Here is a 24,475-nt window from a genome sequence, read left to right on the forward strand (position 1 = left end):
CAGGACGACCGCGGAAATTTAGCGGCGGCCCCTTCCCGTTCAAGGCCGGGTGTGTGTCTAACTGCCAATCAGGCTGCGGATGAAGGGGGCGGTGGCGTCCACCCCTTTTTCCTCCACCTCCCGGATGGTCTGGGATCCCACCACGGCGATGTCGGCCTTGCCTTTGAGGAAATCGATATCCGCCTTTTCCTTTACACCGAAGCCTACGGCCAGGGGCAGGTCGGTGGCTTTCCGGCATCGGCCGAGATAGGCGGCCATGTCCTGGGAGAATTGCGTCTCCTTTCCCGTCACCCCTTTTCTGGCCAGGCAGTAGATGAATCCTTTGGCATGGCTGTCGATCATTTTCATGCGCGGGTCCGTGGTTTCCGGGGAGTAGATGAAAATGGGAGACAGATTGTTTTTTTCCATGGCGGAGAGGTAGTCGCCGGCCTCTTCCGGGGGCAGGTCCGGGACAATGGCACCCTGCATGCCCATGGCCGCCATCTCTTGGGCAAACGCGTCCATCCCGTATTTGTAGGGGATGTTGGCATAGCTCATGAACAAAAAGGGGATGTTGAAATCCGCCGCCGCCTTCCGGGCGAAGTCCATGCATTTTTTCACGGTGGACCCCCTTTCAATGGCCTGCTGGTTGGCCTTGAGGATGACCGGTCCGTCGGCCATGGGCTCGGAAAAGGGGATCTGGAGTTCCATGAGGTCCACCCCGGCTTCCACCATCTGGGCCACGATCTCATAGGAGGCCTCAAAGGAGGGATAGCCCATGACGATATGGGTCATTAAAAGGATCTCTTTTTTCTGCAGCCGGTCGCGGATATAGGATTCAAGGGGGCCGTCCCCCGGTATGCTAGTCATTGTACTCTCCTGCTTTAGATCGGATAAAGTCTTTCCATTTGGGGTCGCCGATGGCGTCGGCCACGGTGAAGATATCCTTGTCCCCCCGGCCGGACTGGTTGATGATAATGATTTCGTCTTTGGACATTTCCGGGGCCTCCTTGAATGCCCGGGCAAAGGCGTGGGAGGATTCCAGGGCCGGGATGATCCCTTCCTTTTGCATGGTCAGTTTCAGGGCCGCCACCACCTCGTCGTCGGTGGCATATTCGAACCGGGCCTTTTTCTCGTCGTGCATCCGGGCCAGTATGGGGGAAACCCCCACGTAATCCAGGCCGGCGGAGATGGAGTGGGTCTCCTTCATCTGGCCGTCGTCATCCTGGAGGAAATAGGTTTTGTACCCCTGGGCAATGCCCGGACTGGCATCCTGGGAGCAGAGGCGGGAGGCGTGCAGCCCGGACGCAATGCCCTTGCCCCCGGCTTCCACCCCCACCAGCTCCACGGGATCCTCCAGGAATCCGGAAAAGATCCCCATGGCATTGGAGCCCCCGCCCACACAGGCATATACCCGGGAGGGGAGTTTCCCTTCGACATCAAGGATCTGTTTTCTGGCCTCCTTTCCGATGATGGACTGAAAATAGGAGACCATTTCAGGGAAGGGATGGGGGCCGCAGGCCGTTCCCAGGACATAGTGGGTGGTGTCCATGTTGGTGACCCAGTCCCTGAAGGCTTCGTTGATGGCGTCCTTGAGGATGCGGGTGCCGTCCTTCACCGGGATGACTTCGGCGCCCAGCTGTTCCATCCAGAAGACATTGGGGCGCTGGCGGAGCACATCCACCTCTCCCATATATATGGTGCAGTCAAATCCGAACTTGGCGGCCATGGTGGCCGTGGCCACCCCGTGCTGGCCGGCCCCGGTTTCGGCGATGACCCGCTTTTTTCCCATTTTTCGCACCATCAGGCCCTGTCCCATGACGTTGTTGGCCTTGTGGGCCCCGGTGTGGTTGAGGTCTTCCCGCTTGATGTATATTTTTGCCCCGCCGAAATGCCGGGTCAGGTTTTCCGCATAGGTCAGGGGGGTGGCCCGGCAGGAATAGGAGGACATGAGGCTGACATATTCCTCCCAGAAGGCGGGATCGTTTTTGATTTCCCGGAACCGGGCCACAAGTTCGTCAAAGGTGGCCACCAGGATTTCCGGCAGGAAGGCGCCGCCAAAGGGGCCGTAGTATCCGCGGTCTTTCATATGTATGTCTCCGTAATTTTATTCATTATTGGTCTCCCTGGATGGTCTGGGAAAAGGCGAACCGGTCGGTGCGGCAGTAAAGGGTGGAGAAGATGGCAGCCGGGGCATCCGGGAAATTGAGGGATCTCCGGACCACCAGGGCGGCCTCTTTGGGGGAGATGCCGATCAATTCGGCTTTTTTTGTCCCCAGGTTTTCCACCTTGAACTGCTGGGTGCCGTTGAGGGGGGTCAGGTAAAAATGCTCGGCCACCACCTGGGCAAGCGACCGGTTGGACAGGTCAATGTCATCAATTCCGGCAAACCGCTCGGGATTCATGAAGATTTCTTCCAAAAGCACGGGCGTCCCCTCTGCCAGGGTCAGCCGGGACATTGAGTAGGCCGATTTTCCGTGGAAGGGGTTGGCCACATCCCTGTCCACCCGCTCCATGGCCATGGGGGAGATAATCCGGGTCTCAACGGGGATCCCCTTGGTTGAAAAGGCCTGGGAGGTGCCGGCCAGGGAAAAGAGGTCCACCCGGGGTGAGGGCTTTTTCACAAAGGTGCCGGCCCCCCGTTTCCTGTAAATCAGCCCCTTTTGGACCAATAGATCCATTGCCTGGCGCACCGTGGGACGGCCGATGCCGTATTTTTTGGCCAGCCCGATTTCTGAAGGGATCATTTCCCCCGGCACATAGATGCCCGAACGGATCCGGTCCTGGAGGACCTCGGCCAGCTGGTGGTATAATGGGATGGGTGAGTCGGGGTTAAGCATATCTGCCTCATCTGGGTTAAATTTGAGGCATGGTAAAATAAATTTGTCAAGTTGTCAAGACATTTGTTCTGATGCATCGATACGGAAAGGCCTGGGAAGCAATGCTGGGGGAGGGCCTGGGGCTCCGACTTCCTGTGTCCGGATTTTTGAAGGGGCGGAAATCATAGGAAACGCCTCGCCCCCAGGTCTAATTTCCCGTTTAAATTTTTCTCTTTAGTTTTTTGGGCTTGAGCGCATACTTGTTCAACCCCTTCAGGTGGGTATCGGAAAGATAATGCCGCCAGTCAATTTGTGAAGCGGAAACCGGAAAAAGGGCCTGGTCGATTTCGCCCATCCGGTTCGACAATGCTAAAAGCTGTTCATTCAGGAAGGTGAAGCAGTGGGAGGTGTAAAAAGAGAAAACCAGTGCCAGCTTTAGGGTGGTTTCAAAATTGGTTAGTGATTTCCGGGAGGTTTTCAGGCCGAGATAATTTTTAATGCGGTACTTTTTTTGTTCAATAAAATACCCTGCAGTAATTAATTGCCTGAACAGCCAGCGCGGAATCATGATAAAGGGTTTTTGGGGTTTGCGGTAAAAGAGCCGTTCAAATTTTTCATAATGGGTTTGGGCGGTATTCCGGATCGTGTTGATGAGAAAGGATATTTTAATTGGATTTTCATTGCTGCTTGAACACTGATAAATCCGGATTTCCGGTTTGCTGCACAATGCCTCGGCAGAGCTCATGATAATGGAATTGGCCACCAGGTCAACGGGTATGATGTCAAGAATGGATCTCGTATTCCCCGGAAACAGCATGACTTTTTCCCTGGCATAGGCAAGGATGAGGGCGTCGGTGACTTTAACGCCTTCGATCCAGCCGGGTTCCGGATCGGTGAGCGCACTCTCTACTATGGAGGGCCGTAGAATGGTCAGGCTTTTACCCTGAAATGCCTTTATCAGAAGCTGTTCGCCCATCCATTTCGTAAAGGTGTAGGTGTCATTCCAGCCGAATTCTGTGGCCAGCCGGATACCCAGATCGATGAGGGCGGTTTCATGCTTCTTTGGGGGCAGGCGTTTTGTTATTTTCCTGATTTCAGTTTCCAGATGGGACAGAAGCGCTCCGATTTCATAGTAGCCCTGGCTTGTGCGGGGCATCAGTTCATGTTCAGGCGCATGTTTCGGCACAACATTCTCTTCTTTGCACACTCCCTTATGATGGCCGTGGACATAGCAGGTTGATACATGAACCAGCGGGCAGTCGCCTGCCAGGCTGGAGAGTCTGATCAGATTTTCCAATGCCAGTGTGTTGATTTTCAGTGCCGTGTCAAGCGGTTCCCGAAAGTTGACCGAGGCGGCGGAATGGACAATGATATCAATTTCAGATGCAAGGGCGGAGAATTGGGAAGGATCCATATTAAAGCAGGCTTCAGTGCATTCTCCGGCAACCAGGCGGACCCGTTTTTTGATCATGCCGACAAAATCGCAGCGGCGCTGTTGTTTCAAAAGATCAAAAATAGAAGAGGCCAATACCTCCTGGTGCAGCCTATTCTGGGCGGATTCGTATTTTTTGTTTGGTCTGAGAATCAGGTAGATTTTCCCGTTTCCCGGCAGGGTTCTGAGCAGTTTTTCAAGCACGACTTTACCAATAAACCCCGTTGCGCCGGTGAGCAGGATATTCTTCCCCGCCAATGCCCTGATGGTCTTTGAGTGATCGATCATCGTCTCCTTTTGCAAAACATTGTTAGAAAATTTTATAATTGTTGCTGAGGTGAGGCACGTATTAAATTAATTATAACAGGCGGTTCGTATTCGGAACCATTTGTTTTTTTAGATTGAGTTGATATTGGTTGTCAAGGGAATATAAGAATATTGAAATTTTCAGAGGGCGATCAAAGACATTTTGAAGTGAATAAAATGAAGTGAAAAAAGTAAGGGCAGGCGATGGTGAATCCAACGCCTGCCCCTGTATTGATATGAAACTTGCTTTTAAGGTATCAGCACCTTTTCCAGGGCCTCCACCATGAAGTCCATTTCCGCCTCATTGATGACCAGGGGCGGGGAGATGCGGATGGTGTGGCCGTGGCTGTCGTTGACCACCAGCCCCAGATCCAGGAGTTTGCGGCAGAATTCCATGGCATTGCCCTTTTTCACCTCTATGCCGATGAACAGGCCCAGACCCCGTACTTCCTTGACATGGGGGGAGCGCCTGCCGATCTCTTGAATCCGCTTTTTAAGGCGCTCACCTTTTTCGGCGGATTGTTCGGCCAGTTTTTCCTCTTCAAAGACCTTGAGGGAGGCGGTGCCGGCCACGCAGGCCAGGGGGTAGCCGCCGAAGGTGGAGCCGTCGGAGCCCTTGGAGAAGATCATGTCCATGAGTCTGGCATTGGTGATGAAGACCGAGAGGGGCACCAGGCCGCCGGAAAGTGCCTTGCCCAGGATGACCCCGTCGGGCACGATGCCTTCGTGCTCAAAGCAGAAGCGTTTGCCGGTACGGCCCATGCCCACCTGAATTTCGTCGCAGACCAGGAGGAGATCGTTGTCATCTGCAACCTCCCTCAGGCCTTTGAGGAATCCCTTGGGCGGGATGAGCATGCCGCCTTCGCCCTGGAGGGGCTCCACCAGGATGCCGCAGGTGTTGGGGGTGACCGCCTTTTTTACGGCTTCAAGGTCGCCGAAGGGGACGGACCTGAAACCCGGGGTCAGGGGGCCGAAGCCTTCACTGTATTTTTTACTGGAGGAGAAGGAGACCACGGAGATGGTCCGGCCGTGGAAATTGTTGTTGAATACAATGATTTCCTGGCTGCCGTCGGCAATGCCCTTCTGCTTGAACCCGTAGTAGCGCATGGCTTTGATGGCGGTCTCAACGGATTCCACCCCGCCGTTTTTGGGCAGGACCTTGTTGCCGTGGTTGCCGAACCGGGGGGCCATCTGGGGGGCGAATTTAGCTGCTTCGGAAAGGAAAATCCCTAGAGGATCGGTAAAAACGACATTGGAGAGCACAGAGGCATAGTTGCCGAGAAGGGCGTCCATGACCGCGTTGGTGATACTGGGGTGGTGGTGGCCGGGGTTGGCCGCGGAATAGGCGGCCAGGCAGTCCAGGTATTTTTTGCCCTTGTCGTCGGTGAGCCAGCAGCCCTTGGCATGGCGGACCACCAGGTTGATCCGTTCATAGTGGTGGGCGCCGTAATCCTCCTCAAGATTGAAAATGGTCTTGTCGCTCTCGTTGGAGAACCCGTCAAAGTAATGGATTTTTCTCATGGTTGTCATGGCGCACCTCCGTTAAAAATATAAAATGATTAATTGTCTTGTTTAATCAGGGTATAAATCCTTTTTTCGTGGTCTGTCAGGGGCTGGCTCCGGTCCAGGGTTTTTTCAAGGAAGCAGTGGTAAAAGTCATGGCGGAGACTGTCCCGGTTGGCGATGATGAACCATTGGTTCCGGGTCCAGTTGATGGGGGACTCATCTTCGTTGCCGCTCTCAAATATGCCCACCAGGGCTTCCTGTTTGTCCGTGATGATATCGAATGAACGGCCGCCGATTTTGGCGATGAGGTCTTCCTTGTCCGGGTGGGTGACCTGGATGTCAAACCGGTCGGGCACATCCCCCATGGCAATGTAGCGGATGGCCACCCCTCTTTTTTCCGCCGCTTCCAGGGATGCTGCCAGGCGGCGGTCGGCTTCGGGAAAGAGGCGGACGTAGATTTCTTCTGTGGCGGCTCCGATCATGTCCTTGGCCTTGGACATGACATTGTCGTATCCGGTCAGGGTCCAGACATATTCAAAGTCCTCTTTCTGGGAGGCTTTGGTCAGTTCTTTTTCCACCTCGGCAATGTTTGTGTTGAATTCCCGCTTCAAACGACGTATCAATTCATCCGACGGCAGGGGGGCGTACTGCCCGGCCTGGACCTCTATGACATAGCCCTTGGCAATGAGGCTGCGCAGCACGTCGTAAATCCGGGACCGCGCAATGCCGGACACCTTGGAGAGCTGGGATCCGTTTACCGGGTGGCTGCCCACCAGGGCCATATAGCATGAAGCCTCATACTGGGAGAAGCCGAGCTGGGTTAATGCTGATCTGTTATCCATATAATTTCATTACACTCTTTTTATGTTGCTACCTTGTTAGCAACATAATCAAAATGTGGAAATTTGTCAAGGGGGCGCGGTGGAATTGGCGGTGTCCCCGGGATTGACAATTTTCGCCTGCTGTGCGCATATGATGAGTTTGATATGTAAACTAACCAATGCAAAATTAATATTAGGAGTATAAATAATGGCAGGTTTGAATAAGGTCATGCTCATCGGCAATCTGGGCCGCGATCCTGAGATAAGGTATCTTCAGTCGGGGAATGCTGTGGTGAATTTTTCCATTGCCACCAGTGAACAGTGGACAGACAAAAACACAGGAGAACGCCAGGAAAAAACAGAGTGGCATCGAATTGTCGTTTTTGGAAAGCAGGCGGAAATTTGTGGTAAATATCTGTCCAAAGGAAGCTCTATCTATATTGAGGGGCGGCTTCAGACCCGTTCCTGGGAAAAGGACGGCCAGACCCATTATACAACTGAAATTGTGGCGTCAAATTTCCAGTTCCTTGGCGGCCGCGGCGACAACCAGGGCGGCGGATACCAGAACCAGGGCGGCTACCAGCAGGGTGGCGGCGGATATCAAAACCAGGGCGGAGGCTACCAGAATCAAGGCGGATACCAGCAGCAGGGCGGCCAGGGCGGCGGCTATCAGCAGCAATCCCAGGGCGGAACTGCACCCAATTCTGATAATTTCCAGGGACAGACCAATCCGGGGATGACCGGGGGACCTGATCCCATTCCCGACGACGATATTCCCTTCTAGCCCTTTGTTCAGACTGCTTTTTTGCACTTGGTTCTCCGGGGGTGTTCAACTGCCCCCGGAGAACGGCTTCCTTCTGTTTTAGCTGGCTCAGGTATTTTTCCAGCGCTCTATTTTTTCAAAAGCTGTTTCAGCGGCCTTGAGCAGTTCGGCAATGCTCACCGGTTTTTTGTAATAATCGTCAAAGCCGGCATCCCTGCAGTCGGAAAGTTCAAACAGTGAGGCATACCCGGTGAGGGCGTAGAGAATGGCCATGGGCATCTGGCTCTTGATGGCCCGGCACAGCTCAATTCCGTTCATGGCCGGAAGGTTCAGGTCGAGGAACATGACATGGATTTTTTCGGTTTTCAGCAGTTCAAGGGCGTCTTCTGCGCTGGCAGCGGTTTTGACCTCATACCCCTTCTGTGTAAAGGCAAGCTTGAACATGTTTAAAATGGTGGTTTCATCATCGACCACGAGTATGGTTTTATCTGACATAGTTACCTCTTTAGTCTCGAAAGAAAGGAATTAATCGGTTTCCGCCAGCTGGAATATGCCGTGGATATCCAGAATCAGGCCGACCCTTCCGTCGGCCAGTATCGCTCCGCCTGAGAATCCGGGAATGCCTTCAAGGTTGCCGCCGAGGCTTTTGATGACATATTCGTCCTTGCCCAGCAGTTCGTCAATGAGGAGGGCCTTCTGCTCGTCCTTGGATTCAACGACCACAGCCAGGCATTCCCAGATCGGTGTGCCATCCGGTTCATCTGAGTAGAGGCGTTTGAGCCGTACAATGGGGATGAGCCGGTTTCTTTCCTTTATCATTTCCCCTTTGCCTTCAACGGTGAAGCAATTGTCTTTTTCCGGTTTAAAGGCCCGCTGGATGGCCGTGGTGGGGATGACGTATTTTTCATTGCCCACTCTTACCAGCATGCCGTCGATAATGGCCAGGGTCAAAGGCAGGCTGATGGTGAATTTGGTGCCCTCACCTTTTTGGGACTCTATTTTCAGGTGGCCCCGGAACCGTTCAATACCGGATTTGACCACATCCATGCCCACGCCCCTGCCGGAGACATCGGTGATTTTCCTGGCGGTTGAAAAGCCCGGCTGGAGGATGAGATCGTAAATCTGTCCATCGGTGAGCTGGTCTCCTTCATTGACCAGGCCCGACTGGATGCCTTTTTCCAGGATACGGTCCCGGTCCAGCCCCTTGCCGTCGTCCTGGATTTCGATGATGATATTCCCCCCCTTGTGGTAGGCGCTCAGGTGAACGGTGCCCTGGTCGGGCTTGCCGGTTTCCCGGCGGTCCGCCAGGGGCTCAATGCCGTGGTCCACGGAGTTGCGGATCATGTGGACCATGGGCTCGTACAGGGCGTCCACCACATTCCGGTCGATTTCCGTCTCTTCCCCGGCCATGGTCAGGTTCACGGGCTTGCCGGATTTCCTGGACAGGTCCCGGACCAGACGGATCATCTTCATGAAGGTGGCCTTGATGGAGATCATGCGCATGGACATGGCAATGTGCTGCATGTTGGAGACGATCTGTCCCAGATGGGTGACGCTCTGGATCAGGGAGGGATCGCCGGCCACCTTCTGCCTGAGCATGGATTGGGCAATGACCAGCTCTCCGGCGTAGTCCACCAGGTCATCCAGTTTTTCCGTATTGACTTTTACCTGGGCGGCGACCCTCTTCTTTTCGGTTTTCTGGTCCATTAGGGCCTGGGCCACCTGGGCGGGTTCCGCCTTTTTTCTTTCCACCAGGAGTTCGCCGATTTTTTTATCCGGTTGGTCTTCCTTCTGGATTTCAAGGGTCTCTTCCAGGCTCTCCCGATTAATTACTCCTTTTTCCACCAGGATTTCGCCGATGGGGGCCTTGGTTCCCTTGGTCAGCCGGAGGTGGAGGGCGGCAAGCTTGTCCCTCAGGTTTTCCACGTTCAGGTCATTGTCCGGCAGCTTGAGGCCCTGGGAAATCCCTTCTTTTACCCGGGCCACCAGTTTTTTTAGCATGTCCACGGATTCGAGAATGGCATCCGTGACCACATCGTCTATGATGAATTCACCGCTCCGGGCGCTGTCCAGCAGATTCTCTGTGGTATGGGCAAGCTTATTGATTTTTTCCAGGGAGAGAAATCCGGCCACCCCTTTGATGGTATGGACGGGCCGGAAAATATTGTTGATGATTTCCGTATCCGTGGGGTCCTGTTCCAGTTCTATGAGATGGACCTCAATGGCATCCAGGTTGTCTTCGGCCTCTGACACAAAGTCCACCAGAATTTCGAGATCATCTTCGGAGATGGGGGTGGGGGCGCCCTGGCTGGTGTCGGTTACGGCGGGCGGTTCAGGTCTGCCCGGGGCATCATCCCCACCGGAGGGGGGGACCACCTTGGCCGGCGGCTCCGCCTCTGGCCGGCGGGTGAGGATGGCGGAGTCCAGAATGTCCATGACATCCCTGGTCTCAAAGGTGAATTCAATGCCTTTTTTCATATGCCTGAAAATGGCTTCCAGAAGGAGAAGGGCATCTTCCAGGGGCTTGGTGTCGGACATGGTTTCCAGGGACATGTTCTCGGCATATTTGAGGCAGGAGGCCGCCACCTTGGGAAAGGTTTCTGACCGGCACTGCTTGGCTGCCACGGAAAGTTCCTCCAGAAGCATGATCATGCTGCCCAGATCCGGCGTGTCGCCGGGGCAGAATGCGCCAATGAGTTTAGAGAATCGTTCCAGAAGCGTTGAAATATCGTTCAATACAGCATTATTATCCACTCGTTTGCCTCCAATGGGAATTCGAACCTTGCCTGGAAATTTCGGTGTCCAGTGAAACCACTGATGTCAATCGAAGGATGGTTAGTCCTGCCGGCATCTTTTGTCAAGCATTTTGATCAGTTCGGTGGTTTCGGGTTTGGTTACATAATTATCTGCTTTTACCTTTTCGCATTTGGCGGTCATCTGCCGGTTGATCAGGGATGAGAATATGACCACGTAAATATCCTGGAGTACCGGATCCTGTTTAATCTGCCGGCACAGGGTCAACCCGTCCATTTTCGGCATTTCGATATCCGTGATCAGCACCGTCCGGCGAAGCTCTTCCGGGGTGGGATTCTGGTATTTTGCCCGGATATGGGCATAGGCCAGTTCGCCGTTTAAAAATTCTTCGATATTGGCAAATCCTGTTTTTTTCAGGCTTTTCATAACACTTTTGCGCATCAGGGGGGAATCCTCGGCAAAGATGATCTGGATCTGGTCTCTGGAGATGGTGTTCTGCTGTAGAATCACCTCTTCGGACACCTCTTCAATGATGAGGTCGGGGAAGATGTCGGCCAGGATCTGTTCAAGATCCAGCACCAGGATTTGCGTATCCTCAACATGGACCGAGCCGGTGAAGCAGGTTTGGGTTTCAAGCATGGTATCCATGGGCACGAATTCCGTCCAGGACATCCGGTAGATCCGCTTGACGCCCTGAACCTTGAAACTGTTGACCGAATTATTGAATTCTGTGACCACGATGATTTCCCGCTCTGCTTCATGGCCGGCTTTAATGTTCAATACTTCTGACAGGTTGATCAGGGGAATGGTCTGGTCACGGTAAAGGTACATGCCGGAAACCCCGGGCGGCGATTCCGGCAGTGGGGTGACCTTTTCTGGATCATACTGCTGAATGGACTGGACCTTGGCCACATTCATGCCAAAGGCCTGGCCCTCTACAAGAACGGTGAGAAGTTCCATTTCATTGGTGCCGGATTCAAGCAGAATCCCTGAATTTGTTGCTGCCTGTATGTTCATCTTTTCTCCTTTGGCCGTTTGTCCTGACGGTTTTTGTTAAAATCGTCAACATATCCTGCCAGGGCGGATGGTGCCGGAGCCTCGGAACAGGGTTGGGCAAGCCCCGGTACGATACTCAATATTGTGGGGTGCCCGTCAAGGTGGGTTGCAATATTCAGGATGGGGCAGTTGAGCGGTTCACCAGTGGTCCTGTGGCATAGTCCCGACGGGTTCTGTGCCCATCCGTTTTCAATGAGGCTGCGGATATCGTCTTCCCCGGTGGGCAGTATGCCCAGTTCACTCGGCTGCTGCTTTAAGAATTCCTTTTTTGTATATCCCATGGCCCGGTAGAGAGAAGGGGTGGCGTCCAAGATTCTGCCCTCTTCCAGGGCGGTTTTTGCCATTGGAATACCGGGCTGGTCCAAAAGGGTATGCAAGGCCTTGTGGGTTTCGTACAGCCGGGTATGGAAGGGGTTGTCTCTGGTTGTCCAGCGGCCCTGGGCTGTCCGTTCTTTTTCTGTTTTATGTTTTTGGAAAAGATAAATGCAGAACAATACCAGGCTGGTCAGGGCCAGGGCAAGGATCAGGGCGGGCTGGATTTTCGGGCTGGTACCGCCCGGCACCTGTGCCAGGGCCGCCGCCGAGGGGCATGCCAGGGCAGGTAGCGTACATAAAAATAGTTTCCTGGTGCAGCGTAATATGGTCGGAAACGTATTTTTCATACCTGGTGTCTATGACCCTTCATGCGAAAGTATTTTGGATAATCTGTCATTCAGATCCGCGAAATGGGTTTTCCCCGGAGGGATAATGGATTTAAGGGCGTCAGATCCGATAACTCGGTCAATGTACCATAGATGAATTGGGGATGTAAAATAAAACATGGCCAATTTATTTCCAGGGATTTTCTTTTCTCCACTGCCTGGGGCTTTTGTAATGCTTTCCTAAGGACCATATACCAAGCCTTTTGGCTTTTGCCTGTGTCTGGGCCCTTTGATAGGCATCGGCGTTCAGGCCCTTGGGCATTTTCCCCCCATAGACTTCAGCCAGACCACTTTTCAGCATTTCAAGGTTGATGTTGCGGGCATCGGCGAATACCTCTGCCAATAGCCGGTTATAGCCCCCGGTGCCGTATTGCTTGAGCCTGATTTGGCGGCCGGACACCAGCTTGGCCAGCGTCTGCTTCGCTTTCAGGGCAAAGGGTTGCCCCTTCTGGCCTTTTCTCCCTTTTTCCGGGGAGTCGATGCCCACCAGCCGGACTTTGAAGGTGAGGCCCGATCCCCGGGCTTCAATGGTGTCGCCGTCAAAGACCCGGACAACCTTGAACCGGGTCCCGGGTAATAGGTTCGGGAGGCTTTCCGCCATTTGGGTAATGCCCCCCCTGTCCGGCGGGGAAATATTGGAATAGTGGCGTATCCCGTTTTCGTCGGTCCAGATGTAGAAATCCGCCCATCCCCGGGGGATGCCCACCAGGAATAAAATAATAAAAACGGCTGTTAATGGTCTGATCTTCCGGACCATAGCGTATCCTGAAATATCCGGGTTCGTGGATTGAGGTCAATTAAGATGGTTCAGTCTACCCTGAATATTTAAAAATGACAACGGACCAGTTCTTTTTATTTTTTTCCCACAGCGGTGTGAATCCAAAGGTCTGGTAGTGGGTTTTCAGGTCCTGGGTTTCCCAGGTGCGGATGCCTGAGAGGACGATGGCGGCGCCGGGAAGCAGGGCCGCCCTGATCAGCGGGGCGATCTGCTTGAGGGTGGGGAACCGCAGGTTGGCCGTGATCAGGCCGAGACTCAGGCCGTCCGGGGACATGAGGCTGTCGATGACGGGGATCCGGGCCGTCAGATTATTGGCAGCCACATTCTGCCGGGCTTCGCTGACGGCGTTGGCATCGATTTCCCATGCCCGGCAGGTTGCCATGCCGGCTTTACAGGCGGCAATGGCCAGGATGCCCGAACCGGTGCCGATATCCCCGCCGTTTTTACCGGGCAGGGCGTCACGTCCGGGGCTGATGTAAAAAAGGCGATCCAGGGCCTCAAGGCAGAGCCGGGTGGTGGGATGGTGGCCGGAGCCGAAGGAGATGCCCACAAGGATGGTGATGTCTATGTCATCCGGTCCGTGGGGTGTCCGTCCTGTGCCGGGCGGGGAGATGATAAACCGGTCCGTGATCCGGACCGGTTTTGAAAAACTCTCCATGACATAGGTTGACCCATAGAGATCCTGGTAGGCCAGGGTCTGGTCGTTGACCAGGGTGGTCAGGATTTTTTTGGCCTCCCTGGGGGAAAGGCCGCATTCCGAGGCAATTTCCCGGATATAGGCACGGGCTGTAAGCCGGGCCTCGGACTCAAATAGAATGTCCAGGACCCGGGTTTTGTTAAAGGGAGCCATACCCCTCTTTTTTGAGCAGGTCGGCATACCAGTTGGCAAATTCGAACATGCCCCGGATTTTTTCCTCTTCGTTTACAATGCCCAGGCACATTTCAAAGGCGCCTTCGGCAAAGGTGTTGGAATACTCCTCATGGTCCACGGAGGAGAGAAACTCCCGGATCAGCACCTGGGTGGTCCGCTTGGTTTTGTCCTTGCGGATATCGATGGGGTCCTTTGGCTCTTCAAAGGGGTCCCATTGCTCATACCCCTTTTTCAGAATCTGGCGCTGGCCCCGTTTGCCCATGGCGTCGAAAATGGCTTTTTTGCGGGACTCGATTTCTTCGGGGCTGAAGGTATTATCCATTTTGTTTCACTCCCAGGTAGTCGTCGGTAAAATCGGTGACCATGGCCATGGATACCGGGATGAGCATCTCATGCATCTTGATGTTGCTGGATTTGATATCCCTGACCAATTCTGCGGAGAGCAGCTGCAGCTGGGTGTAGATTTTATCCATGTTCAGGGTGGGGTAGGGGGTGCCCTGGACAAAATTGGTCCTGCCGCAGATGTGGGAGGCGCCGGCCGTGGACGTGGGAATACCGTATACCCGGCAGGTGATGGGGCGGGAGTCGTAAAGGAGACATAGGTTATCCGCTCCCAGCAGGGGACAGCGCACCCGTTCCTGGGACATGCGGCCTACGATTTCCAGCTCGTTGGCCCCGTCCTTGATCTTTTTGAAGGCGTCCCGTTTCATCTTTGCCAGGGCCCGGTCGGTTTTGTCGGCGGCAGCAATGAGATCTGCCTTTTCCCTGCCGGCGTATTTTTCTTTGAACTTATGGTTCAGGTAAAGGGCTTCGATGAGGGTGAGGTCGAAAATGGCGTAGCAGCAGTCTGAGCATTTTTCCCGGCAGAAGACCTCCTTGGGAAATTCCTGTTTTACCCGTTCAAATATCTGGTCCACCATCTGGACCACGGCTTCATATTTTGCAAAGTGTTCTTCTAAATTAATTGCCATGGGAGTTCCTTATTATTTTCCTATGCAGAAGTTGTTAAAAATAGCATCCAATATATCTATTGATGCAGTTTCCCCGGTAATTAATCCCAGGGATTCGATGCTGTTTTTCACATCCATTGCCAGGGTTTCTTCTTCCTGCCCTGTTGCCATGCCGGTATGGATGTATTCCAGATGGGTGAGGGCCTGGGTTAATGCGTTTTTATGCCGCAGGTTGGGGATGACGGCGTCGTTTTCCATGTCCAGGTTTCGGATGCAGGTGTCCGTGAGGCATTGGCGGAGCCTGTCGATGCCCTGGTTTTTCAGGGCAGAGATCTCAACCAGGGGGATCCGGGAGCAGGCTTCGGGCATCTCCTGTGTACCGCCTTTTTCCGCCAGATCGATTTTATTGACCACGTGGATCACTTTTTTGCCCTGGGGAATGATTTTCAAAAAAGCCTTTTCGGAAAAGGGGCGGCCGGGTTCTGTCATGTACAGGATGATATCGGCGGCTTCAATATGGTCCTTGGCCTTGCCGATGCCGATAATCTCAACCAGATCGTCGGTGTCATGGATGCCAGCGGTGTCTATGACCACAAAGGGAATCCCCTCAATGTTCAGGCCCTCTTCAATGGGATCCCGGGTGGTGCCGGGGATCGCCGTGATGATGGACCGTTCCTTGTCCAGAAGCCGGTTCATCAGGCTGGATTTGCCCACGTTGGGTTCACCGCAGATGGCGACCCGGATGCCGGTTTTCAGGAAGCTGGCATCTTCGTGTTTTTGAATCAGGGTCCGGCAGCGGTCCATGAGCTGTTCCAGCTCTTCCCGGTCTCTGGCGGTGAATTCAAAGGGGGTGACCTCATCGGGGAAATCAATGGCCGCCTCCAGCCGGGCCAGCAGTTCCGTGAGGAATGCCGTCATGCCAAGGATTTCGTCACGCAGGGTGCCCAGGTTCTGGGCCGAGGCAAATTGGAGTGAAGAGGCGGATTTTGCATTGATGATGTCGGCCACGGCCTCGGCCTGGGTCAGGTCGATGCGGCCGTTGAGGAATGCCCGTTTGGTGAATTCGCCAGGGTCGGCGGGGCGAACCCCGTGGCTGAAGATCAGATCCAGGATCCGCCGGAGTACAATGGTACCCGAATGGGCCTGGATTTCCACCACATCTTCAGCCGTGTAGGAGCCTGGACCCTTCATGGGGAGAACCAGGACCTCATCCACAGGTTCCGGGCCATCCATGATAAATCCGTGGCTCACCCGGCGTGATTTAAGGCGGCCCGGTCCGTCGCCCGGGTCCTTGGCCCGGGCCTTTGAGAATATCTTTGAAGCAACCTCAAAGGCCCGGGCGCCGGAAATCCGGATGACACCGATACCGCCGCTTCCGTAAGGGGTGGCTATGGCGGCAATTGTATCCGTCATTTGGTGTTCAGCCCTATTTTCTGTACCGCCGCTTCCCTCTGTAGGAGTTCCGCTTTTTGGGGAAAATAACCAGGCGCCGGTAATAGCCGTCCCCCATGCTCTGGGTTCTGACCTGGCTGTCTTCCTTCAGGGCCAGGTGGACGATCCGCCGGTCCTGGGCGCTCATCTGGTTGATGGTGGCGGGGCGGCCGGTCTTCTTGGCTTTTTCCGCCATTTTGAAGGCCAGTTGCTCAAGGTTTTCCTTCCGGGTTTCCATATACCCTTCAATGTCCACCTTGACCCTTACCCGGGCTTCGCTTTTGCGGTTGATGATTTTGTCCGTCAGAAACTGCATGGCATCCAGGGTCTGGCCCTTGCGGCCGATGAGGATACCGGCGTTGCCCCCGGTGATCTGCAGGGTGAGCCGGTCCTCTTCGGTCACGGCTTCAACCTTGGCATCGTCGGTGATGAGATCGGCCATTTTCTGGAGGGATTCAACCCCCAGGTCAATGGACTCCTGGGTCACGGGCACGGGCGGCGGCAGTTCGGCCCGGGCCTTTTCCGGCCGCGGCTTGGGTTCCTGCTTTGCCCTGGCGGGACGGGGGGCCGGCTTGGTGTCCCAGCGGCCGTTGCTGTCGTCTTCCTCAGCCTCTTTAGGTGCCTCTGTTTCATCATCGGCCTTGTCTTCAACCGCATCCTCGGCTGCAGGGGCGTCATCCCGGCGGGTTTCCTCGCCAAAGGCCTCGTCCACGATGGAAAGAATACCTTCCATTTCTTCCTGGGATGCGGCGGGTTTTTCTTTGGCCGGAAGGGTGACGCGGATTTTGGCGTCCTTCCGGCCCACAATACCGAATATACCGGAGGTGCCCGTTGAAACAACGTTGTATTTCAGATCATTTTTGGAAATACCCAGTTCCTTGCAGGCGTTTTCAACAGCTGTATTGACATTTTTTCCGGTAAATTCCTGGGTGTTTTTCATATGGCCTCCTTAGGCTAGTTTCTTCTGAGTGTAAAACTGCTGGCCCATTGAGATGATGTTGTTGACAAACATGTACAGAACAAGTCCTGCCGGGAAGTTAATGAACAGAACGGTCATGAAGATGGGCATGAGCATCATCATTTTTGCCTGCATGGGATCGCCGGCAGTGGGTGTCATTTTCTGCTGGAGCAGGAAGGAGGCACCCATGAGCAGGGTCAGTACCGGGATGCCGGAGGGGGCATCCATAAAGGGGATGGCAAAATCAAAGTTGAAAAGCCGGTCCGGGCCGGAGAGGTCGGTGATCCACCCCACAAAGGGGGCATGGCGCAACTCAATGGCCATGTAAAGCATGCGGTACAGGGCAAAGAAAATGGGCATCTGCACCACCAGGGGCAGGCAGCCCGAAGCCGGGTTGACCTTGTAAGTCTTGTACAGGCCCATGATTTCCTGGTTCATCCGCTGCTTGTCGTCCTTATATTTTTCCCGGATTTCCATCATCAGGGGCTGGACCTTTTTCATCTCGTTCATGGACTTGTAACTCTTGGTGCCCAGGGGCCAGAAGATCAGCTTGATGAGGATGGTGAGCAGGATAATGGCCACACCATAGTTGGGAATCACATCGTGGATGTAGTTCATGGTGATGAGCAGGGGTTTGGCAATGATGTCAAAGAACCCGAAGTTGATGGACTTGCTCAGCAGGGTGTCGTACTGGGAGAGCACCTTATGGCTCTTGGGACCCATGTACAGGGCATAGGCATACTTCCCCTGTTTGCCGGAATCCAGCCGCTCGATTTTCTGGACGAATTTGTTGGTCACAATATCGTCGGCAAAGGAAAGCCGCAGGGAGGCCTTTACAGGCTCTTTGGGCATGACGGCCGTCAGGAAGTACCGGTCGGTATATCCGGCCCAGCCCACATTGCCCAGAAAGGTATCTTTTTCCTCGATATCATCGGGGTCGATGGAGACAAACTCATTGTCGATGTATCCCACCGGGCCTTCAAAGGCAAATCTGGAGCGCTTTTTGACGCCTTCGTGATACAGACCGGGAACGGAGACGGCCAAAGAATCGTTGATGGGCATATCCGATCCGTTCTGGATAACGATGTCACAGTCAATGAGGTAGGAGTCGGCCCTGAAGGTAAGTATTTTCTGGACTGTGATGTTCTGGGGAGAGGTCCAGGAAAAGGTCAGGGTCTTTTCACCCTGGTTGAGGCTGAGGGCCTCAGCGTCTGAATCCGCTGTATAAACGGCATTGTCCAGGCCCTGGATGCTGCCCCGGTCCAGGTTGAAGGAGAGGGTGCCGCCCACCCGGTCCGCCAGCTCTTTCAGCACCAATTGTTTCTGGGGGGAATCGGCTGCGTTGGTTTCTTTGTATTCCTTGAGGGTCAGGCTGGTGACCGCCGCCATGTGTTCTGACAGGGAGATTTCATACAGGGGGGTAGACAGGGTAATGGTGCGGAAGTCCTCGGACGGCTGCTGCACCAATACCTTTGGGGCTGCCTTGTAATCCGTAACATTGGAAGGGGCTTCCTCAACGGCCTGATTGGTGGTTTCAGCCGGGGTCTGGGTTTCCTGGGTCTGGGAGGGATTATCGAGCTGGGGAGCCGGTGCAAAATAAAACTGATAGCCCACAAGGACTACAATAGAAAGCACCACAGCTAGCAATAATCGTTTTTGCTCATCCATCTTCTCTCCTAAAGTAAATAAAATTTAACAAAAGAAGAGGAAAGCAGTTACTGCACAACAGTTATGGTCTGCGGATTATTTCATCACCTGGTTAAGGAACCGGATCATAACCACCTGCCCGGAAGGGGTGGCAGCGCAGTATGCGTTTGACCGCAAGCGCGCCGCCCTTAAGACTGCCATATTTTTCAACCGCTTCCAGGGCATAGGCCGAACAGGTGGGGTAATACCTGCAGTTTTGCCCCAAAAACGGTGATATAAAAATTTGATAAAATTTAATCAATATGGATAATAGCTTTTTGCTCATTTATACCATCGCTATCTCGATAGCTGCTATTTTTTTAAAAAGCTTATCAATGCTCTCAGTAATTTCTCTGTTGGATAGCGTAGTCAGACCTTTCCGTGCAATGATATTTATGTCCTTGATTCCGGGTACGGAATCTTTCCTGTGTCTGAAATATTCTCTTATAAGCCGTTTTATCCTGTTACGTGCGACTGCATTCCCCACTTTTTTGGATACGGTAATTCCAATTCGATTGTGTTCACCTGCCCCGTCAAGGACAGCGGCTATAAAAAACCTAGTCCGTATCGTCTTTCCATGTTTTGAAAGCTTAACAAATTCGGCCCGTTTCCGGAGCCTTACATCTTTGGGAAACTTATTGCTCAATAAATCCCTGTCAGATTAAACAGTAGTCAGTCTTTTTCTGCCTTTGGCCCGTCTGGCATTGATCACCCGTTTGCCGCCGGGGGTAGACATTCTTTTGAGGAATCCGTGTTTTCTGGTTCTTTTCCGGTTGCTGGGCTGGTAAGTCCGTTTCATTGGTTTAAAATCCTTGTTGCTGGTTAAAAATAATAAAGGTTGATCCTTTGCAAACTACAATAAACGCAAGACCTTAACCTTTTTGCTGGAAAAAGTCAAATAAAATTCATGGTATGCATTTGGAATATGGCGATGCCGGGCCATCTCTAAAACAAAATTTTCAGGCCGGCCCCGGCCTGATGGGAGGTGTACCCCCCGCTGTCCTGTGCGAGGCGGGCGTACTGCAGCTGCCCGCGGATCCGGGGGGAGAACACGGCGGTGAGGGCCATGCTCAGTTTAAATGTCTCCCTTTCCCTCTCCCCGGGGTCGCCCGAAAATTTTTCTCCGGATGACAAAAAAGCCGCATCCAAAGTATTTGCATCGGCTGCAAATTCATGGCACCACTCGGCCCGGGCTTCGGTCACCATGAGGAGTCCGCTGCCCAAAACAAAGGGTTTGGCAATTCTGAATCCCAGGGTACCCAGCAGCGCCTTTGATGAATCCGCATCCACCCGAAGGGCGGCATCCCCTGCATTGGCTTCGGAAAATCCCTTTTCTCTGAGATGGGTATACTGGACGGCAGCCATGGGGCCCAGACGCCATCCGCCCGCGGTCCAGTCATAGCCTCCGCCGGCAAGTACGGTGTAATGCCTGCCTTGTTGCTCCGCCCTGGCCGACCGGGTCAGAAAAGAAATGGAACGGTCTGTTTCGTACTGATTCCGGCCCAGCCCGACGGCTGCCTGGGCATGGAACCCCGCCGGAGAATCGGCCCGGTCCCAGGCGGCGTAAAGATATCCGTTGAATGCATCAATGGTGGCCGTTGAGGCCGATGACCTGCCGTTGACCTTTGAATGGGTAAACGCGCCTGAAACCCCTACCCTCAGATCCGTTCCCACACGGCGGTCCAGTCCGGCAAAAATTCCGTTCAGCCGCGACCGGAATCCGGGACGGGAAAGGGTCTGGCCGTAGTCCTGGCCGGAGGCCATTCCCAAAGACCAGAACCGCCAGTTGCCCTTTCCTTCATCCCCGGGCGGGGAGGCGGCCAGGTGCTGCCACAGGTAAGCGTTCCGGATCTGGATATCGTCCAGTGCGGCCGTGCTGACCGCCGAATGGAATCCGGGGCCCAGATCGTCCATGGCAGACCGGAGGCCGGCCAGGTCCATTCCGTCCACCTGGTTCAAAATACCGGCCATGTCTCCGGCGGCGGAGGGCCGCATCCGGTCCAGGGCCGCGCCGAGGCTCTCCTGGCCTGAAGTGAGGCCGAGGCTGGCATAGCTGTTTCTGGAGATGTCCAGAAAAAGAGTCGCGCCGGCAGGATTGGCCACGGCGGCTTCAAACACTGCCGGGGTATCCAGGCTGCCGAAACTGCCGGTCAGGTTTCCTGCAGACAGAAATTCATAGCTGCCCGGGGTCAGGTATCCCGAGGGGGCAAGGGTCAGGCCGCCCCCCTGGATGTCGGCCGTCCCGGTGACCACCAGCCTGTCGGCCTGCCCGCCGCCGGCCTCCACGGCCAGTGTGCCTGTTGATGTCAGGGTGTAGTCCCCGTTAATGGTCAGGGTGCCGATGGAATTGCCCGGGCTTGTCTGCCCAGAATTGGTGACGCTGCCGTTAAGGGTGCCATTGCCGCTGAGCACACCTGCCTCCGGAATGGATACCGGTTCGGTCATGGTCAGAATCCCCTGGGACAGGTTGATGTTCCGGAATTCAGATGATGCCGAAAGGGTCCAGTCCGTTCCGGACATTACAAGGGATTCCACATTGAAAAAGGTATCATCCTCTGTCCCCGTGCCCTGGAGTTCAAGGACGTCGTCCCTGCCGTAAAGGCGGGCCGGACCTGTCAGCTGGGAGCCGGTGCCCAGGACCAGCCGGGTGGTGTCTGTGGCATACACCGAAGCGCTGAAGGCGCCGGTGCCGGCTTCAATTGTTCCGGTGTTGACAATTTCGGCCCTGCCGAAGCTGGCAAGGCCCACGGATTTTTCCACGGATGAATCGGCCCGGATGACGCCTGTATTGGTTACCCGGTTAAGCCCGTTTCCGGACAGGAGCAGGCCCACGCTGACCGTGTCCCCATCGGAAAGAATGCTGCCCTGGTTGACCAGGTCCGTGCCGGAACGGCTGTCGGCCCAGACGCCGTATGCCCAGGCGTTGCCTCCCTGGGAAGCGGCGGTGATGGTGCCTGTGTTGCCAAGGGTCACAGGGGCGCCGCCGTTGAAGGCCTGAATGCCGTAGGCCAGGGCCTGGCCGGATACTGAGTCGGCCCGGGCGGTTATGTCACCCGAATTGGTTGCCCGGCCGCCCTGCATGGAGATGCCGTAGGCAATGGCATGGCTGGACTGGCTTTCGGCTTCGGCTTCAATGGTCCCCGAGTTTGTGGCAGTGACATTGTGGCCCCCCCAGAGGTAAACCCCCCGGGCCGTGGCCAGTGAGGTGGTTGCCACGGCACTGGCTGACAGGGTGCCTGAATTGTCGACACTGCTGTTGGTGCCGGTCCAGATGTCCACTGCATGGGCATTTAGGATACCCCCGGATGACCAGGCCCCGGCCGCCACCGTTCCGGTGTTTGTATAGGTGACATCGGGGCCCGGCCAGTATCCGTAGGTCAGGTAGGTGGCTTCAAGGGCCACATGTGCGGAGGTGTATTCGATATTCATATACCCCTCTTGGGCCCATCCTTGTCCCCATGAGTTCCTCAGGTACCAATAGCCTGTATCCCCGCCCGGGTTATCGTTCCAGCCCACCAGGGCAATGGCGTGGTTGGTCGGGGTGTAGTAGGGCAGCAGGGCGGTGGCCGCTGTGGCGGAATTTTTGAAAACCCCGCTTTCGTAGTCAATGAAGGCCTTATCCGCATACACTGCTGCGTCCAGGGCACCGAATGTGTAGATCACCCGTTTCATGGTTTCGATATCGTTGGGAGCAATCCTGTACCATTCTGAGAACTTTATTCTGGCATCCCCGGAATAGTAGTTCTCCTTCCCTGGGTCGGGATAGGTATATGGGAAATCCGACTCAAGAACGGCGCCGTGGGTCACAATCCCGGTCAGCTCTTCATAGTCATAGCTGGCACCGTCGCATCCGCCGAATCCTGTGTAGTATTGGCCCAGGTTCCAGATAATAAAGGATTCGGACAGATCAACTGCTGCCTGGTCATAGCGGCCGACCGCCCGGTTATAGATGCTTTCTGCGGCTGCCAGGGCGCCGAAGGAATAGCAGCTGCCGCATTTTTTCTGGTTTCTGACCGGGCCGATATAGGAATGCCCGTTGATATTTCTGATGTCGAATGTGCCGGGCAGGGTCTCCGCCTGGAGACCGCCCGCCGCAGCCAGCATACAGCAGCATAGGAAAATGAACCGTTTCAATAGTGCTCCTTTAAAAACGGTCCATACCTTCTGTCAGTATACATGGCTGTCCGAAGCAAACCGTCGATGGGTAAAAACAAGCTGCCCTTATAGCGTTATTGGGGCCTTTTTTCAACGTGTACTGTTAACCTTGCCCCAACTTTTAAGATGAGCAAGATTATACAATTTTTTACCGGGCCCATTGGATATGCTTTGCATCCGAAAGCCTAAAATGATGTAAACAGGAGGAATTTAAAATGTATCCCCAAACCCTAGCGTTAAAGATGGCCAATGGAACGGTCCACTATGTTGCCGGGCAGGTTAATATCGCCGATGTGCCCTGGTTAAAACACCCTCAATTCGATGGGGTTTATCTAAAACACCTTATCAAAGGAGATGAAACCTGTGGGATTTTCAGTTCGCATATCGTTAAAATCGATCCGAACCAGTGCCTGAAGACCCATTGCCACAAAGACCAGGTGGAACTGCATGAAGTCCTTGACGGAAGCGGTATCTACGGTATAGCCGGTCAGGAACATGATTACCATCCGGGCAAAATTGCCTTGATTCCGAAGGGGGAAGATCATATGGTGCTGGCGGGGGAAAACGGGCTGATCCTGCTGGCTAAATTCTTTCCCGCCTTGATTTAGCAGGGCCGGGCCGGACAAAAGGAAGGTGAAATGAAAAATCAAAACCCGCGCATCAAACAATTTCATCTTCCTTTTATCCACGGCGTTACCGTATTATACGGCAGGCAGATTGACAATGTCTTCCGTCGCCATGTCCACCAGTCATATATCTTCGGCATCGTTGATGAGGGCAAACGGATCATCTCCCATGCCGGGGGAATAGCCCGGGTGTCAGAACGCGACGTGTTTATCCTGAATCCGAACCAGATGCATGCCTGCCGGTCCGGAGAAGAGGGCAGTCACTCATACAGGATTCTGAGCGTCTCCGAAGACGCCATGGGGGCCATTGCCTCCCAGATTTCTGAAAGAGGGGAGCCGGCGCCCTTTTTTAAGCCAATTTGCTGTGATGATGAAAAATTATCTGCCCGAATGCGGCGCATGTTTGAAATGCTGGAGATGCCCGGTTGGGATATCCGGATCGAAACCCAGGTGTATTCCTGCCTTTACTATCTGGTATTGAATTTTTCCCAGCAACCGCCCCGGGTGCATGCCCCGGGGGAACAGAAGGAATCGATAAAACGGGCCTGTGATTATATCCATCAGCATTATGATGGGAACCCGTCCCTAAAAGAGATGGCCGGGATCGCCTGTTTAAGCCCGTTTCATTTTCAAAGGGAATTCAAAAAGACCGTGGGCATCACCCCGCAGGAATATTTAACCGGTTTAAAGATTCGCGAATCCAGAAAGCTGCTGGAGAGGCAGCGCATTGTGGATGTGGCCTGCCGATTGGGATTTTTCGATCAAAGCCATTTCTCAAGAATATTCAAAAAAACGGTCGGGGTTTCGCCCGGAAAATATCAGAAAACCAATGCCCTGAAATAAGGGATCCGAATAATGCCCCGGCGTTGCAGGTGGTGAAAGA

At 54.2% G+C, this 24,475-nt stretch carries 24 protein-coding genes; 3 read left to right on the forward strand and 21 right to left on the reverse strand.

Annotation, left to right across the window (positions count from 1 at the left end):
* Positions 1–57: 57 nt before the first annotated feature.
* The 6 genes from HUN04_16025 to HUN04_16050 form a co-directional block, all read right to left on the reverse strand.
* The gene (locus HUN04_16025) at positions 58–849 is read right to left on the reverse strand and encodes a tryptophan synthase subunit alpha (protein ID WDP91121.1); all 792 of its coding nucleotides are present in this window, start codon (positions 847–849) and stop codon (positions 58–60) included.
* The gene (trpB, locus tag HUN04_16030; protein WDP91122.1) at positions 842–2,068 is read right to left on the reverse strand and encodes a tryptophan synthase subunit beta; all 1,227 of its coding nucleotides are present in this window, start codon (positions 2,066–2,068) and stop codon (positions 842–844) included. Before trpB ends, HUN04_16025 begins: the two co-directional genes overlap by 8 nt.
* Before the next feature lie 25 nt (positions 2,069–2,093).
* A complete protein-coding gene (locus HUN04_16035; GenBank protein WDP91123.1) occupies positions 2,094–2,819 on the reverse strand; it encodes a GntR family transcriptional regulator in 726 nt (241 codons plus the stop codon).
* A gap of 199 nt (positions 2,820–3,018) precedes the next feature.
* Entirely contained in the window at positions 3,019–4,518 is a 1,500-nt protein-coding gene (locus HUN04_16040; GenBank protein WDP91124.1) for an SDR family oxidoreductase, read from the reverse strand.
* 267 nt (positions 4,519–4,785) lie between these two features.
* Positions 4,786–6,066 carry an aspartate aminotransferase family protein gene (locus HUN04_16045; protein WDP91125.1) on the reverse strand — a complete coding sequence of 427 codons (1,281 nt, stop codon included), beginning with the start codon at positions 6,064–6,066 and terminating at the stop codon, positions 4,786–4,788.
* 29 nt (positions 6,067–6,095) lie between these two features.
* Positions 6,096–6,884, reverse strand: a complete 789-nt coding sequence (locus HUN04_16050; protein ID WDP91126.1) for a TrmB family transcriptional regulator — start codon at positions 6,882–6,884, stop codon at positions 6,096–6,098.
* A 187-nt stretch (positions 6,885–7,071) separates the two neighbouring features.
* Between HUN04_16050 and ssb the strand changes: the two genes are divergently transcribed.
* Positions 7,072–7,647 carry a single-stranded DNA-binding protein gene (gene ssb / locus HUN04_16055; protein WDP91127.1) on the forward strand — a complete coding sequence of 192 codons (576 nt, stop codon included), beginning with the start codon at positions 7,072–7,074 and terminating at the stop codon, positions 7,645–7,647.
* A gap of 87 nt (positions 7,648–7,734) precedes the next feature.
* Here ssb and HUN04_16060 read toward each other — a convergent pair whose 3' ends face one another.
* The 15 genes from HUN04_16060 to HUN04_16130 all read right to left on the reverse strand — a co-directional run bounded on the left by HUN04_16060 (position 7,735) and on the right by HUN04_16130 (position 22,945).
* Positions 7,735–8,121 carry a response regulator gene (locus tag HUN04_16060; protein WDP91128.1) on the reverse strand — a complete coding sequence of 129 codons (387 nt, stop codon included), beginning with the start codon at positions 8,119–8,121 and terminating at the stop codon, positions 7,735–7,737.
* A gap of 30 nt (positions 8,122–8,151) precedes the next feature.
* On the reverse strand, positions 8,152–10,278 hold the full coding sequence (locus HUN04_16065) for a chemotaxis protein CheA (GenBank protein WDP93314.1): 2,127 nt from the start codon (positions 10,276–10,278) through the stop codon (positions 8,152–8,154).
* 183 nt (positions 10,279–10,461) lie between these two features.
* A complete protein-coding gene (locus tag HUN04_16070) occupies positions 10,462–11,397 on the reverse strand; it encodes a chemotaxis protein CheV (protein WDP91129.1) in 936 nt (311 codons plus the stop codon).
* Positions 11,394–12,098 (reverse strand): hypothetical protein, encoded by a 705-nt coding sequence (locus HUN04_16075; protein WDP91130.1) that lies wholly within the window; start codon positions 12,096–12,098, stop codon positions 11,394–11,396. Before HUN04_16075 ends, HUN04_16070 begins: the two co-directional genes overlap by 4 nt.
* Positions 12,099–12,264: 166 nt before the next feature.
* Positions 12,265–12,894, reverse strand: coding sequence for a thermonuclease family protein (locus HUN04_16080; GenBank protein WDP91131.1), 630 nt, complete (start codon positions 12,892–12,894; stop codon positions 12,265–12,267).
* A 55-nt stretch (positions 12,895–12,949) separates the two neighbouring features.
* On the reverse strand, positions 12,950–13,765 hold the full coding sequence (locus tag HUN04_16085) for a 50S ribosomal protein L11 methyltransferase (GenBank protein ID WDP91132.1): 816 nt from the start codon (positions 13,763–13,765) through the stop codon (positions 12,950–12,952).
* A complete protein-coding gene (locus HUN04_16090) occupies positions 13,752–14,108 on the reverse strand; it encodes a hypothetical protein (protein WDP91133.1) in 357 nt (118 codons plus the stop codon). Before HUN04_16090 ends, HUN04_16085 begins: the two co-directional genes overlap by 14 nt.
* Positions 14,101–14,757 (reverse strand): YkgJ family cysteine cluster protein, encoded by a 657-nt coding sequence (locus tag HUN04_16095; protein WDP91134.1) that lies wholly within the window; start codon positions 14,755–14,757, stop codon positions 14,101–14,103. Before HUN04_16095 ends, HUN04_16090 begins: the two co-directional genes overlap by 8 nt.
* Positions 14,758–14,769: 12 nt before the next feature.
* Positions 14,770–16,149, reverse strand: a complete 1,380-nt coding sequence (gene mnmE / locus HUN04_16100) for a tRNA uridine-5-carboxymethylaminomethyl(34) synthesis GTPase MnmE (protein WDP91135.1) — start codon at positions 16,147–16,149, stop codon at positions 14,770–14,772.
* A gap of 13 nt (positions 16,150–16,162) precedes the next feature.
* Positions 16,163–17,107 carry a Jag N-terminal domain-containing protein gene (locus HUN04_16105; GenBank protein ID WDP91136.1) on the reverse strand — a complete coding sequence of 315 codons (945 nt, stop codon included), beginning with the start codon at positions 17,105–17,107 and terminating at the stop codon, positions 16,163–16,165.
* 9 nt (positions 17,108–17,116) lie between these two features.
* Positions 17,117–18,793, reverse strand: coding sequence for a membrane protein insertase YidC (gene yidC, locus HUN04_16110; protein WDP91137.1), 1,677 nt, complete (start codon positions 18,791–18,793; stop codon positions 17,117–17,119).
* 91 nt (positions 18,794–18,884) lie between these two features.
* On the reverse strand, positions 18,885–19,097 hold the full coding sequence (gene yidD / locus HUN04_16115; GenBank protein ID WDP91138.1) for a membrane protein insertion efficiency factor YidD: 213 nt from the start codon (positions 19,095–19,097) through the stop codon (positions 18,885–18,887).
* Positions 19,098–19,457: a ribonuclease P protein component gene (gene rnpA / locus HUN04_16120; GenBank protein WDP91139.1), complete on the reverse strand. Its 360-nt coding sequence runs from the start codon at positions 19,455–19,457 to the stop codon at positions 19,098–19,100.
* Positions 19,458–19,472: 15 nt separating this feature from the next.
* The gene (gene rpmH, locus HUN04_16125; protein WDP91140.1) at positions 19,473–19,610 is read right to left on the reverse strand and encodes a 50S ribosomal protein L34; all 138 of its coding nucleotides are present in this window, start codon (positions 19,608–19,610) and stop codon (positions 19,473–19,475) included.
* A gap of 146 nt (positions 19,611–19,756) precedes the next feature.
* Positions 19,757–22,945 (reverse strand): autotransporter domain-containing protein, encoded by a 3,189-nt coding sequence (locus HUN04_16130; protein ID WDP91141.1) that lies wholly within the window; start codon positions 22,943–22,945, stop codon positions 19,757–19,759.
* A gap of 263 nt (positions 22,946–23,208) precedes the next feature.
* On the opposite strand from HUN04_16130, the gene HUN04_16135 reads away from it, so the two are divergent.
* Positions 23,209–23,574, forward strand: coding sequence for a cupin domain-containing protein (locus HUN04_16135; protein ID WDP93315.1), 366 nt, complete (start codon positions 23,209–23,211; stop codon positions 23,572–23,574).
* Between the two features lie 30 nt (positions 23,575–23,604).
* Positions 23,605–24,435, forward strand: coding sequence for an AraC family transcriptional regulator (locus tag HUN04_16140; protein WDP91142.1), 831 nt, complete (start codon positions 23,605–23,607; stop codon positions 24,433–24,435).
* Positions 24,436–24,475 lie beyond the last annotated feature (40 nt).

The sequence above is a fragment of the Desulfobacter sp. genome, from assembly GCA_028768525.1.
In the GTDB taxonomy this organism is placed as follows: Bacteria; Desulfobacterota; Desulfobacteria; order Desulfobacterales; family Desulfobacteraceae; genus Desulfobacter.

Coding starts and splice junctions, on each gene's coding strand:
- HUN04_16095 (WDP91134.1), bottom strand. CDS start 14,757: ATGGCAATTAATTTAGAAGAACACTTTGCAAAATATGAAGCCGTGGTC.
- mnmE (WDP91135.1), bottom strand. CDS start 16,149: ATGACGGATACAATTGCCGCCATAGCCACCCCTTACGGAAGCGGCGGT.
- HUN04_16065 (WDP93314.1), bottom strand. CDS start 10,278: ATGATCATGCTTCTGGAGGAACTTTCCGTGGCAGCCAAGCAGTGCCGG.
- HUN04_16105 (WDP91136.1), bottom strand. CDS start 17,107: ATGAAAAACACCCAGGAATTTACCGGAAAAAATGTCAATACAGCTGTT.
- HUN04_16045 (WDP91125.1), bottom strand. CDS start 6,066: ATGACAACCATGAGAAAAATCCATTACTTTGACGGGTTCTCCAACGAG.
- HUN04_16050 (WDP91126.1), bottom strand. CDS start 6,884: ATGGATAACAGATCAGCATTAACCCAGCTCGGCTTCTCCCAGTATGAG.
- HUN04_16085 (WDP91132.1), bottom strand. CDS start 13,765: ATGGCTCCCTTTAACAAAACCCGGGTCCTGGACATTCTATTTGAGTCC.
- rpmH (WDP91140.1), bottom strand. CDS start 19,610: ATGAAACGGACTTACCAGCCCAGCAACCGGAAAAGAACCAGAAAACAC.
- HUN04_16135 (WDP93315.1), top strand. CDS start 23,209: ATGGCCAATGGAACGGTCCACTATGTTGCCGGGCAGGTTAATATCGCC.
- HUN04_16025 (WDP91121.1), bottom strand. CDS start 849: ATGACTAGCATACCGGGGGACGGCCCCCTTGAATCCTATATCCGCGAC.
- HUN04_16070 (WDP91129.1), bottom strand. CDS start 11,397: ATGAACATACAGGCAGCAACAAATTCAGGGATTCTGCTTGAATCCGGC.
- yidD (WDP91138.1), bottom strand. CDS start 19,097: ATGAGCAAAAAGCTATTATCCATATTGATTAAATTTTATCAAATTTTT.
- ssb (WDP91127.1), top strand. CDS start 7,072: ATGGCAGGTTTGAATAAGGTCATGCTCATCGGCAATCTGGGCCGCGAT.
- HUN04_16035 (WDP91123.1), bottom strand. CDS start 2,819: ATGCTTAACCCCGACTCACCCATCCCATTATACCACCAGCTGGCCGAG.
- HUN04_16080 (WDP91131.1), bottom strand. CDS start 12,894: ATGGTCCGGAAGATCAGACCATTAACAGCCGTTTTTATTATTTTATTC.
- HUN04_16090 (WDP91133.1), bottom strand. CDS start 14,108: ATGGATAATACCTTCAGCCCCGAAGAAATCGAGTCCCGCAAAAAAGCC.
- HUN04_16140 (WDP91142.1), top strand. CDS start 23,605: ATGAAAAATCAAAACCCGCGCATCAAACAATTTCATCTTCCTTTTATC.
- HUN04_16075 (WDP91130.1), bottom strand. CDS start 12,098: ATGAAAAATACGTTTCCGACCATATTACGCTGCACCAGGAAACTATTT.
- HUN04_16060 (WDP91128.1), bottom strand. CDS start 8,121: ATGTCAGATAAAACCATACTCGTGGTCGATGATGAAACCACCATTTTA.
- trpB (WDP91122.1), bottom strand. CDS start 2,068: ATGAAAGACCGCGGATACTACGGCCCCTTTGGCGGCGCCTTCCTGCCG.
- yidC (WDP91137.1), bottom strand. CDS start 18,793: ATGGATGAGCAAAAACGATTATTGCTAGCTGTGGTGCTTTCTATTGTA.
- HUN04_16040 (WDP91124.1), bottom strand. CDS start 4,518: ATGATCGATCACTCAAAGACCATCAGGGCATTGGCGGGGAAGAATATC.